The organism is Streptomyces sp. NPDC090499 (assembly GCF_044769305.1).
Taxonomy (GTDB): domain Bacteria; phylum Actinomycetota; class Actinomycetes; order Streptomycetales; family Streptomycetaceae; genus Streptomyces.
Genome location: NZ_JBIVXP010000014.1, coordinates 77370 through 88416 on the forward strand (window position 1 = coordinate 77370; position 11047 = coordinate 88416).

Annotated in this window: 9 protein-coding genes; 7 read left to right on the forward strand and 2 right to left on the reverse strand. The window is 73.0% G+C overall.

What is annotated here, in order from left to right; translation table 11 throughout:
- Positions 1-86 precede the first annotated feature (86 nt).
- The 7 genes from ACIQVL_RS37445 (at position 87) to ACIQVL_RS37475 (ending at position 7893) form a co-directional block, all read left to right on the forward strand.
- The gene (locus ACIQVL_RS37445) at positions 87-1547 is read left to right on the forward strand and encodes an aldehyde dehydrogenase (protein WP_403477576.1); all 1461 of its coding nucleotides are present in this window, start codon (positions 87-89) and stop codon (positions 1545-1547) included.
- A complete protein-coding gene (locus tag ACIQVL_RS37450; RefSeq protein ID WP_403477577.1) occupies positions 1540-2466 on the forward strand; it encodes a 3,4-dihydroxyphenylacetate 2,3-dioxygenase in 927 nt (308 codons plus the stop codon). Before ACIQVL_RS37445 ends, ACIQVL_RS37450 begins: the two co-directional genes overlap by 8 nt.
- Before the next feature lie 8 nt (positions 2467-2474).
- Positions 2475-3320, forward strand: a complete 846-nt coding sequence (locus tag ACIQVL_RS37455; RefSeq protein ID WP_403425527.1) for a fumarylacetoacetate hydrolase family protein — start codon at positions 2475-2477, stop codon at positions 3318-3320.
- Between the two features lie 43 nt (positions 3321-3363).
- The gene (locus ACIQVL_RS37460) at positions 3364-4002 is read left to right on the forward strand and encodes a TetR/AcrR family transcriptional regulator (RefSeq protein ID WP_403477578.1); all 639 of its coding nucleotides are present in this window, start codon (positions 3364-3366) and stop codon (positions 4000-4002) included.
- 186 nt (positions 4003-4188) lie between these two features.
- Positions 4189-5634, forward strand: coding sequence for an APC family permease (locus ACIQVL_RS37465; protein WP_403425523.1), 1446 nt, complete (start codon positions 4189-4191; stop codon positions 5632-5634).
- Positions 5635-5695: 61 nt separating this feature from the next.
- Positions 5696-7186, forward strand: coding sequence for an aldehyde dehydrogenase (locus ACIQVL_RS37470; protein ID WP_403477579.1), 1491 nt, complete (start codon positions 5696-5698; stop codon positions 7184-7186).
- Complete coding sequence (locus ACIQVL_RS37475) at positions 7183-7893, forward strand: gamma-glutamyl-gamma-aminobutyrate hydrolase family protein (RefSeq protein WP_403477580.1); 711 nt, start codon at positions 7183-7185, stop codon at positions 7891-7893. Before ACIQVL_RS37470 ends, ACIQVL_RS37475 begins: the two co-directional genes overlap by 4 nt.
- Here the strand turns inward: ACIQVL_RS37475 and ACIQVL_RS37480 are convergent, their stop codons facing one another.
- Both ACIQVL_RS37480 and ACIQVL_RS37485 read right to left on the reverse strand, forming a co-directional pair.
- Positions 7894-8466 carry a MarR family winged helix-turn-helix transcriptional regulator gene (locus tag ACIQVL_RS37480; RefSeq protein WP_403425519.1) on the reverse strand — a complete coding sequence of 191 codons (573 nt, stop codon included), beginning with the start codon at positions 8464-8466 and terminating at the stop codon, positions 7894-7896.
- 57 nt (positions 8467-8523) lie between these two features.
- On the reverse strand, positions 8524-11046 hold the full coding sequence (locus tag ACIQVL_RS37485) for a right-handed parallel beta-helix repeat-containing protein (RefSeq protein WP_403425518.1): 2523 nt from the start codon (positions 11044-11046) through the stop codon (positions 8524-8526).
- Between the last annotated feature and the right edge of the window lies 1 nt (position 11047).

The window sequence follows — 11047 nt, forward strand, 5'->3', positions numbered from 1 at the left end:
CCCACGCGGCGGTAGCCGCAGATCCAACACAGGCCCGCGCCCCTAGGCAAGCGGCAGTAACCTCAGTCGAGATTGGACCCTTGCTCATGTCTCACAAGATCATTGTCGCCGGAGTCCCCGTCGACACCCGGCACTGGATCGGCGGTCAACGCGTCGCCTCTGCCGGGACCTTCACCGACAACTCGCCCATCGACGGGCAGCCGATCGGCGAGATCGCCCGTGGCGGTCCCGCCGAAGCCGCTGCCGCCGTCGCCGCGGCCCGGGACGCCTTCCCCGCCTGGGCCGCCACCCCCCGCGCCGAGCGCGCACGCCTTCTCCACGCCGTCGCCGACGGGGTCGAGAAGCGGATCGAAGAGCTCGCGATCGTCGAGACCACGGACAACGGCGCGCTGCTGCGGTCCCACCGCCGTGGGGTCATGCCCCGCGTCGCCCACAACTTCCGGTTCTTCGCGGACTGGCTGCTGACGCTGGAGCACGACGACTTCGAGACCCGCGGGCACACCAACCACGTCAGCTGGGACCCCGCCGGCCCCTGCGTGCTGATCACCCCCTGGAACGCCCCGCTCATGCTGGCCACCTGGAAGGTCGCCCCGGCCCTCGCCGCCGGGAACACCGTGATCCTCAAACCCGCCGAGTGGTCCCCGCTCACCGCCTCCCTCCTCGCCGACATCGCGGCCGAGGCCGGGCTGCCGGCCGGGGTGTTCAACGTCGTGCAGGGGTACGGCGCCGAGATCGGCGACGCGCTCACGTCCCATCCGGACGTGCGCCGGATCAGCTTCACCGGCTCCGTGCCGACGGCCAGGCGCATCGCCGCCTCCGCCGCCGCCAACCTGACGCCTCTGAGCCTCGAACTCGGCGGCAAGTCACCCCTGTTGGTGTTCGCCGACGCCGATCTCGACCTGGCCGTCGACCTCGCCGTGGAGCAGTACGACAACGCCGGGCAGGTCTGCCTGGCCGGCACCCGCCTGCTCGTCGAGGAGTCGGTCGTCGAGGAGTTCACGCGGCGGTTCGTGGCGAAGGCCACCGTGCTGCGGCAGGGCGACCCGCGTGACGAGGCCACCGACATCGGGCCCAACATCCACGCCCGCCAGCTGGAGAAGATCGACGGGTTCGTGCGGCGGGCGATCGGCGCGGGGGCGCGGGCCGTGATCGGCGGCCGGCGCCTGGACGGGCAGTTCTATGCGCCGACGCTCCTCACCGACGTCGCGCAGGACAGCGAGGTCGTGCAGGAGGAGGTCTTCGGGCCCGTGCTCACCCTGCAGGCCTTCGCCGACGAGGAGGAGGCGGTCCGGCTGGCGAACGACACCCGGTTCGGGCTCGCGGCCACCCTCGCCACCGGCGACCCCGAGCGCGCCGAGCGGGTCACCGCGCGGCTGGTCGCCGGGACCGTGTGGGTCAACTGCTTCTTCGTACGGGACCTCCAGGCGCCGTTCGGCGGCTCCCGGCTCTCCGGGGTCGGTCGCGAGGGAGGCACCTGGAGCTTCGACTTCTACTGCGACCTGAAGAACACCGTCACCGCACCGAAGGGCTGGAAGGACCATGGGTGAGATCGTCGGGGCGGGGCTCCTCGCCCATGTCCCCACCATCGTGCTGCCGGAGGCCGACCGGCTGGAACTCAACGAGGGCAAGGAGATCACCCTCGTCACCGGCCTCCGGCAGCTCCGTGCGGACGTCTTCGAGCGGGACGACTACGACACCGTGGTCGTGCTTGATTCACACTGGGCGACGACCGTCGAGTTCGTCGTCACGGCACAGCAGCGCAGGGCGGGCCTGTTCACCTCCGAGGAACTGCCGCGCGGGATGTGCCGGATGCCGTACGACTTCCCCGGCGACCCCGAACTCGCCCGCAACGTGGCGAAGTCCGCCGACAGGCACGGCACCTGGATCACCGCGATCGACGACGACTACCTGCCGATCTACTACGCGACCATCAACCTCTGGAAGTTCCTCGGCGAGGGCCTGCCCGACAAGCGGTGGGTGAGCATCGGGGTGTGCCAGACCGGGGACATGGAGGACCATCTGCGGCTCGGGCGGGCGCTCGCCGACGGTATCGCCGCGACGCCGGGGCGCCGGGTGCTGCTCATCGCCTCCGGCGCCCTCTCGCACACCTTCTGGCCACTGCGCGAACTGCGCGACCACGAGGCCAGCGACCCGGCGCACATCCGCACTCCGCAGGCCCGGGAGGCCGACCACGAGCGCATCGCCTGGTTCAAGGAGGGCCGTCACGACAAGGTCCTCGACACCATGGACGCGTTCTGGAAGGTCAGGCCCGAGGCGAGGTTCGCCCACTACCTGATGCTGGCCGGCGCCCTCGGCGAGCAGGCCTGTGCCGCACCCGCCCGGCAGTACGGCGAGTACGAGAACTCCGTCGGCACCGGCCAGGTCCACCTCTGGTTCGACCGGCCGGCCGACGGCTGGACCGGCACCGGCACACCCGCCCCGCGCACCCCGCACAGCCGCCACTAGGAGCCCCCATGCCCGAGTACCGCCGCATCCTCCTGGACGGCGCCGCCGTCCAGGTCACCGTCGACGGGGGCGAACTCGTCGCCGGGGACGGGCGCCGCGTCAAGACCGAGGAGGCGCGGCATCTGCCGCCGGTCGTCCCTTCCAAGGTGATCGCCGTCCATCTCAACCACCGCAGCCGGGTGGAGGAGTTCCGGATCGGGCTGCCCGACACCCCGACCTACTTCCACAAGCCGACCTCCGCCCTCAACTCCCACCGGGGCGCGGTCGTCCGGCCCGAGGGCTGCAAGTGGCTCAACTACGAGGGCGAGGTCGCCATCGTCATCGGGAGGACCGCGCGGAACGTCCCGCCCGCGGAGGCGGGGGAGTACATCGCCGGGTACACGGTCGCCAACGACTACGGGCTGCACGACTTCCGGGACACCGACGCCGGCTCCATGCTGCGGGTGAAGGGGTCGGACACGCTGTGCCCGCTCGGGCCCGGCCTGGTCACCGACTGGGACTTCCACGGCAAGCGGCTGCGCACGTACGTCAACGGCGAGGTCGTCCAGGACGGGTCCACCGACGAGATGAAGTGGGACATGCACTATCTCGTCGCCGACATCGCCCGCACCATCACCCTGTACCCGGGCGACGTACTGCTGTCCGGCACCCCGGCCAACTCACGTCCCGTGCGGCCCGGCGACGTCGTCGAGGTCGAGGTGGAGGGCCTCGGACGGCTCACGAACCACATCGTCACCGGGCCCACCCCGATCCGCACCGACGTCGGCGCCCAGCCCACCGAGTCCGAGGAAGTGCTGTCCACCGCGCTCGGCGGGGACTGGGAGTTCCGTGGCATCCGCGCACCCCGCAGGTAGCCGTCCCGGCAGGCGCCGCCAACCGGCGGGTAGGGTCGCGACCATGACCGAATCCGCCGAGACCCCGCACCGGCCCGACGACCGGCCGCAGGACCGGTCGCGCAGGCGGCTCGGCTACGGCGAGGGGCGCGAGGCGCTGCTCAAGGCCGCCGTCCGGGTCGTCGGCGCGCGGGGGCTGCGGCACCTCACCTACCGTGCCGTGGCCGAGGAGGCCGGGGTCACCCACGGCCTGGTCGTGCACCACTTCGGCTCCCGGGACGCGCTGGTCGAGGAGTCCCTCGCCTACGCTGTGCGCCTCAGCCTCAGCAGCAGCCTGCTGGAGCCCGGCACCGGGAAGCCGGAGGACTTCGTGGCCGGTCTGACGGACATGGTCGAGGACGACGCGGACGGCCAGGCGTACCAGTACGAACTGCTCCTGGAGGCCCGCCGCCGCCCCGAACTGCTCCCGCAGGTCCGCGCGCTGTACGACGAGTACTTCGGCGCCTCCCGGCGCGAGCTGGCCCGCATCCTGCCCGGCGGCGCGAGCCCGGCCCTCAACCGGCTGGTCTTCGCCGCGCTGGACGGCCTGGTACTGCACCAGCTCACCGGCATCGGCGACCGCGCGGACACCGAGGGGGCCCTGACCGAGCTGCGCTCCCTGCTGCGCACGCTGGGCGAGCGGCCGCCGGAGGGCCGCGACTGAGCGTGCCCGGCCCAGGACCCCCCGTCGCCGACGCGCCGGGGGGTTCGCCATGCCCTGGGCACGGCGGTTTCCCCGGCGTAAATTCCCTTCCCCACCCCCTTGTCAGATGGATAGTTCCGGCCCACCATGAGGCAACTCGTTTGGCTCAAAACGAAAACTCTCCCTTCCCCTCAGCAGGTGATCCGAGTGGACAGTCAGACGGTCGACGCCTCTCCACAGGCCGGAACGGGCGCCCAGCCCGCCACCACCCTCAAACGCAACGCCCTGGGTGTCCTGGGCATCCTCTTCTTCGTCCTGTCCGCCCAGGCACCGCTCACCGGCATCGCGGGCGCCGTGCCGATCGCGGTCGCCGTGGGCAACGGCGCCGGCGCCCCGGCCGCCTACGCCCTCGCCGGAGCGGTGATCCTGCTGTTCTCGGTGGGCTTCGTGGCCATGGGCCGGCACGTCGTCAACGCCGGCGCCTTCTACACGTACATCGGCAAGGGACTCGGCCGGACGACCGGCAGCGGCAGCGCCGCCGTCGCGCTGTTCGCCTACTGCACGGTCCAGGCCGCGATGTACGGCCTGTACGGCGCCACCGTCGGCGGGCTCGTCGAGCACTACTCCGGCGCCCACATCGCCTGGTGGGTGTGGACCCTGGTGACCATGGCCGTGGTCCAGGTGCTGGGCGCCGCCGGGATCGAACTGGGCGCCAAGGTCCTCGCCGTGTTCGTGCTGGCCGAGTTCAGCATCCTGCTCGCCTTCGCCGTGGTCACCTTCGTCAAGGGCGGCGGACCCGAAGGACTCGACTTCGGCGGTACGTTCGCGCCGCACGCGGTGCTCCAGGGCGCGCCCGGCGTGGCCCTGATGTTCGCCGTCGCCTCGATGTTCGGCTTCGAGGCCACCGCCATCTACGGCGAGGAGGCCCGCGAACCCCGCAGGACCGTCCCTCGCGCCACCTACCTCTCGGTCGCCGTGGTCACCGGCTTCTTCGCCTTCGTCTCCTGGATGCTGGTCTCCTCGTACGGCCCCTCGAAGGTCACCGCCGCCGCGGGCAAGGCCCTCGCGGGCGGCGACTCCACCGTCTTCGTCTTCGCGCCGATCGCCGACCAGTTCGGCGGCTGGGTGAACGACGTCCTGCCGATCCTGCTCGCCACCTCCCTCTTCGCCGGCATCCTCGCCTTCCACAACTCCGCCAACCGCTACCTGTTCTCCCTCAGCCGCGAGGGCCTGCTGCCGGGCCGCCTGCGCACCCTCAACCACCGGCACTCGCCGTGGGCCGCGGGCCTGGTGCAGACGGCGATCGCGGTGCTCCTGGTGACGCCCTTCGCCCTCGCCGGCAAGGACCCCGTCCTCACCCTCTTCTCCTGGTTCAGCGGCGTCGGCGTCCTCGCCTGCATGCTGCTGTACTTCCTGACCTCGGTCTCGGTGATCGTCTTCTTCCGCCGCGAACGCCTCGACACCCGGCTCTGGAACACACGGATCGCCCCGGCCCTCGGCGCCCTCGGCATCGCCGCCATGATCTGGGTGATCCTGGCCAACTTCACCACCCTCATCGGCGGCGCCACCTCCACGGCCGTCTGGCTCGTCCTCGCCGTCCCCGCCGTCCTGCTCCTCGGGGCGGGCACCGCACGGCTCGTCCACCGCCGCTGACCCACCCCGCCGGGCCCGGCCGCCGCGCACGGCCGGGCCCCGACCCTCGATTGGGAACCCCATGCTCGACCTCACCCCCGACGAGCTGATCGGCCGGGCCAAGGCCCTCGACCTGCCCGCACACCACCACATCGACGGCACCGACGAACCCGGCGGGGGAGCGGTCTTCGCCGTCGTCTCGCCCCGGGACGGACAGCTCCTCGCCCAGGTCGCCGACGCAGGACAGGCCGAGGTCGACCACGCCGTGGCCGCCGCCCGCCGCGCCTTCGACGCCGGGCCCTGGCCGCGCCTGGCACCCGCCGAGCGCGGCCGGATCCTGCTGCGCCTGGCCGAACTCCTCGAAGAGCGGCGGGAGGAACTCGCCCTCACCATCACCCTGGAGATGGGCAAGCCGATCACCGAGGCGTACGCCGTCGAACTGCGCGCCGCGATCACCACCTTCCGCTGGTACGGCCAGCTGGCCGACAAGCTCACCGACGAGTCCCCGCACACCGCCGCCGACGCCCTCGCCCTGGTCACCCGCGAACCGACCGGTGTCGTCGGCGCGGTGGTCCCCTGGAACTTCCCCCTCACCCTGGCGAGCTGGAAGGTGGCCCCGGCGCTCGCGGCCGGCTGCACGGTCGTCCTGAAGCCGTCCGAGTCCTCCCCGCTCTCCGCCCTGCTCCTCGGCCGCATCGGCACCGAGGCCGGACTGCCGCCCGGCGTCCTCAACGTCGTCACCGGCGACGGTCCGACGACCGGGCGGGCGATCGGCCTCCACCCCGACGTCGACGTCCTCGCCTTCACCGGCTCCACCGCCGTCGGCCGCCACTTCCTGCGCTACTCCGCCGACTCCAACCTCAAGCGGGTCTGGCTGGAGCTGGGCGGCAAGTCGCCCAACATCGTCCTCCCCGACGCCCCCGACCTGGACCGGGCCGCCGCCACCGCCGCCTGGGGCATCTTCTTCAACCAGGGCGAGATGTGCACCGCGCCCTCCCGGCTCCTGGTCCACTCCTCGATCGCCGAACGCGTCACGGACGACGTCGTCCGCCGGGCCGAGGAACTCCGCATCGGCGACCCGCTCGACCCGGCGACCGAGATGGGCGCACTGGTCGGGGAGGCACATCTGGAGCGCGTGCAGGGGCAGGTGGCGGCCGGGCGCGCGCAGGGGGCCCGGCTGCGCACGGGCGGCGAACGCACCCTGGCGGAGAGCGGCGGCAGCTATCTGCAACCGACGGTCTTCGACCGCGTCGACCCGGACATGCGCCTTGCCCGCGAGGAGATCTTCGGCCCCGTCCTGTCCGTCCTCGCCTTCGACGACCTCGACCAGGCGGTCCGGCTCGCCAACGCCACCGAGTACGGGCTCGCGGCCGGCCTGTGGACCTCCGACCTGTCCACCGCGCACCGGGTCTCCCGCGCCCTGAAGGCCGGCACGGTCTGGGTGAACTGCTACGAGGAGGGCGACCTGACCGTGCCCTTCGGCGGGATGAAGCAGTCCGGCAACGGGCGGGACAAGTCCGCGCACGCCATCGACAAGTACACCGAACTCAAGACGACCTGGATCCAGCTGTGACCCGCCCGAACCGTCGGCTGCGCCCGCTCATCGCCGTGCCCGCCCGGTTCTCCGCCACCACCTCCGCGCTGCGCTTCGCCGCCGAGGTCAACGCCCGGGCCCTGATCGAGGCCGTCTGGCGGGCCGGCGGTGAACCCGCGAGCATCCACCCCGCCGACACCGACGTGCCCGGCCGGCTCGCCCGCTTCGACGGCGTGCTGCTGCCCGGCGGCGGCGACCTCGCCCCGCACCGCTACGGAGCGGCGGACACCCACGACACCGTCTACGACGTCGACGACCGCCAGGACGCCTTCGACCTCCAGGTCGCCCGCCACGCACTGGAGTCGGGGCTGCCGCTGCTGGCGGTCTGCAGGGGACTGCAGGCCGTGAACGTGGCGCTGGGCGGCACGCTGGAACAGGACATGGGCGGCCCCGACCGCACCCACCGGCACCGGCGTCATCCGGTGACCGTCCGCCCCGGGTCGCTCGTCGAACAGGCGCTGGGAGCGGAGAAGGCGGACGCCTCCTGCTACCACCACCAGCGCGTGGACCGCCTCGGCACCGGCCTCACGGTCACCGCCACGGCCGAGGACGGCACGGTCGAGGGACTCGAACTGGCCGATGGACCGGGCTGGTTCACCGCTGTCCAGTGGCATCCCGAGGACACCGCGCACGAGGACCCCGTCCAGCAGCGCCTGTTCGACGCACTGGTACGGGCGGCCGCCTGATCAGGCCTTGGGACGCCGTCCGCTGCGGCGCGGCGCGGGCTCGGCGCCGCCGAGCAGCTCCCGGCGCCGCTCCTCGCCGTGGTCCTCGACCTGGAGGACGACCCGCCGCAGCAGCTCCGCGAGGGTCCGGCACTCGGCGTCGCTGAGCCCGGAGGTCACGAAGGCCTCCTCCGCGTTGAACTGCGGGAACACCCGCTGCATCAGCTCCTCGCCCTCCTCGGTGAGGCTGAGCAGCACCAGACGGCCGTCGTCCGGGTGCCCGGTACGGCCGAGCAGGCCGCGCGACTCCAGGGTGCGCGCCACACCGGTGAGCGTGCCCTTGGAGATCCCGGCCTCCTCCGCCACGTGCCGGGTCTCCGACTCGCCCCACACCCAGACCACCCACAGCACCACGAACGCGGTCCAGGTGAGGTCCGAGCCGCGCAGCACGGAGTTCTCCAGGTGCTGGCGCACCGCGGAGGCGGCCCGGTGGATGTTGGCCACGGCCGCCATCTGGTCCCGGCGGACCGGGATCCCGCCGAGCTTCGCCGAGGCGAGCTTCTCCGCTTCGGTGATGGACCGATGACCGGGCACGGGTGACTCCTTCTCGACTTTCGTTCGGCCTCAAATTGTACGGAACGGGGTGTGCCGTCAGCGCGCGGCCGGGTGGGGCAGGTCGTGGGCCTCCAGGCTGATCAGCTGCTCCGCCGTCGGGGCGGTGAGCTCGGCGACGCGCTGGGCCTGCCGCTCGGTCATCTCCTGGAAGATCTGGCGGGCCGAACGGCCGTTGCCGAACCCCTCGCCGCGGGGCATGGCCGCGAAGAGCGAGAGCAGTTCGGTACGGGCCGTGGGGGTCAGTTCGTAGCGGTGCTGCCCCGCCTGGAACTCGACGATCGACACCAGCTCGTCCGGCTCGTAGTCCTCGAAGAGCAGGGTGCGGCCGAACCGGGAGGCGAGGCCGGGGTTGGAGCCGATGAAGCGGTGCATGTCACCGGGGTAGCCGGCGGCGATGACCACCACGTCGTCGCGGTGGTCCTCCATCAGCTTCACCAGGGTCGCCACGGCCTCGGTGCCGAAGTCGTTGCCCGCGAAGGCCGGGGCCAGCGAGTAGGCCTCGTCGATGAAGAGCACACCGCCGAGCGCCCGGTTGAAGGCGGCGGTGGTCTTCGGGCCGGTGTGGCCGACGTACTCGCCGACGAGCGCGGTCCGGTCGACCTCGATCAGATGGCCCCGGCGCAGCAGGCCGAGCGCCTTGAGGAGGCGGCCGTAGAGGCGGGCGACCGTCGTCTTGCCGGTGCCGGGGTTGCCGGCGAACACCAGGTGGCGGCTGAGCGGCGGGGCCGGAAGACCGGCCTCCTCGCGGCGGCGGACCGTCTGCATCAGCTTGACCAGGGAGCCGACGTCCTGCTTCACGCGGTCCAGGCCGACCAGTTCGTGGAGTTCGCCGAGCAGGTCCTGCAGGTTCTCCTCCTCCGGCTCGTCGGAGTCGTCGGCCGTCCTCGCGGCGGAAGGGCCGGAGGGGGCCGCACCGGGCCTGCCGTTCGCGGCGGCCGCGGCCGGGGTGCCGAAGGTCAGCGGGGTGCCGTCGGCCGTGCAGTCCTCCAGGACCGGCCTGGCCCCGTCGTCGGTGCCCAGCGCCTCCGCGCAGTCCCGGATCCGGCAGTGCCGGAAGACCGGGTCGGCACCCTTGGCGACATGCAGGGCGGGGAAGCCCGCACGGGTGACCTCGACCGCGGTGAACGTGCCGCCCGCGCCCTCGGCCAGGAACACCCCGTTCTTCCCCGGCCGGTCGATGTGCAGCCCGGTCACCTCCGGCCTGGCGCCGGTCCACACGACGGCGCCGGAGCCCGCGCAGTCCTCGACCCGGCCGCCCGCCACCGTCGCCTCGGCGCCTTCGTCGACCACCAGACCGGCCGCCCCCGCACCGCTGATCCGGATCCCGGCGAGGGAGACGGCGGCGCCCTTGGCGACCTGCACGCCGATCTCCTTCGTCCCGGTCACCGTGGTGTCCGCGACCGTGCTGCCGGCGGACGAGCCGATGCCGATCCCGGCGGCGGTCCCGGCGACCCGGCAGCCGGTGAGCGTGGCCGCCGCCCGCTCCAGCACGCTGACACCGGTCATGGCGACGTCGGTGATCCCGCAGTCGGTCAGCTCGATCCGGGCCTCGCCGGTGACGTGGACCCCGTGCTCGGAGCCGCCCCGCACCCGGCAGTCGGCGAGCCGCCCGACGGCCGTACCGGCCAGGTGGACCGCGCTGAAGGTGCTCCGGTCGATCCGGCAGTCGGCCAGCTGGGCCTCGGCCGAACCCGTGACCAGGAGCCCGTTGGCGCCCGCGTCGGCCACGGAACACCCCGAGGCGCTGAGCCGCGCGGTCTCCTGGACGACCAGGCCGCTGGCGGCGGCGCCCCGGATCCGGCAGTCGGTCAGTTCGGCCCGCGCCGAACCGGTCAGATGCACTCCCGCCGCCCCGGGCGTCTCGATCCGCGACTCCCCGGCCGTGGCCTCGGTCGAGTCCTCCAGGAGCAGCCCCGCCCGGCCGCTGCCCGCCAGCACCGAGTCGGTCAGCCGCAGCCGGGACCGGCCGCGCAGCCGCATCCCGGACCCGGTCGTACGCTCCAGCCGCAGCCGTACGGCGTCCAGGCTCGCCGTGCCGGACAGCACCACACCCGTGCCGTCGACGCCGGTCACCGCCGTGTCCTCCAGGCGGGCCCGGACACCGCCCGCCAGGTGCAGGCCGGCCAGCCTGGCCCCCTCCAGACGGCAGCGGCGCAGCACGACGGCCGTCGTGCCGCCCTCCTCGTCCTCCGGGCCCTTCACCTGGACCCGGCCGCATTCCACCGAGCACTCCTCCAGGACCAGCCCGGCGCCCGGCGACACGCTCACCGCGGGCAGGCCCGCGTCCGCGCCCCACACCGTGATGTTGTGCAGGGCGCAGTCCGGCCCGTCCACGGTCACCGCGGGCGCCTCACCGGGCGGCGCCGCGATCACCACACTGCCCCGGCCGTGTTCCGCCGTGAGCACGACCGCGCGGTCCAGGACCAGGTTCTCGGTCCAGGTGCCGGGGGCGATCACCACCAGATCGCCGGGCGAGGCGGCGCGTATCGCCTCGCCGATGGTCCGGTAGGCGCCCCGGCCGCCCTGCCCCTTGGGCGCCACGGTGTGACGGGTGGTCATC

Coding starts and splice junctions, on each gene's coding strand:
- ACIQVL_RS37445 (WP_403477576.1), top strand. CDS start 87: ATGTCTCACAAGATCATTGTCGCCGGAGTCCCCGTCGACACCCGGCAC.
- ACIQVL_RS37450 (WP_403477577.1), top strand. CDS start 1,540: ATGGGTGAGATCGTCGGGGCGGGGCTCCTCGCCCATGTCCCCACCATC.
- ACIQVL_RS37455 (WP_403425527.1), top strand. CDS start 2,475: ATGCCCGAGTACCGCCGCATCCTCCTGGACGGCGCCGCCGTCCAGGTC.
- ACIQVL_RS37460 (WP_403477578.1), top strand. CDS start 3,364: ATGACCGAATCCGCCGAGACCCCGCACCGGCCCGACGACCGGCCGCAG.
- ACIQVL_RS37470 (WP_403477579.1), top strand. CDS start 5,696: ATGCTCGACCTCACCCCCGACGAGCTGATCGGCCGGGCCAAGGCCCTC.
- ACIQVL_RS37485 (WP_403425518.1), bottom strand. CDS start 11,046: ATGACCACCCGTCACACCGTGGCGCCCAAGGGGCAGGGCGGCCGGGGC.